Raw genomic sequence first — 207 nt, 5'->3', positions numbered from 1 at the left:
TCACCGCCTTTGTCTCGTCGATCATCGAATCCGGTGTCGATCCGAGCCGCATGGAGGGTATAAGGTCACAGCTGAAGTCGATCGGGCTCGAGCCTTATGACTGCCTCAATCCCGGCCTGATGGACTATATCGCCACCTGGACGGCCAAGAGATCCGGCGCGTTGCCGGCCTAGTAGCCGCTCGACTATCATCGATCGAGCCGGGCGA

Annotated in this window: 1 pseudogene; it reads left to right on the top strand. The window is 59.9% G+C overall.

Annotated features, from left to right (window positions below):
* Positions 1 to 173, top strand: a pseudogene (locus E5W70_RS33030) (aldehyde-activating protein); the annotation flags it as partial.
* Positions 174 to 207: the final 34 nt, after the last annotated feature.

The sequence above is a fragment of the Mesorhizobium sp. genome (assembly GCF_005063415.1).
Classification (GTDB): domain Bacteria; phylum Pseudomonadota; class Alphaproteobacteria; order Rhizobiales; family Rhizobiaceae; genus Mesorhizobium.
The sequence above is the reverse complement of the archived record's forward strand: the minus strand, read 5'-3'. Positions and strand labels throughout refer to the sequence as shown.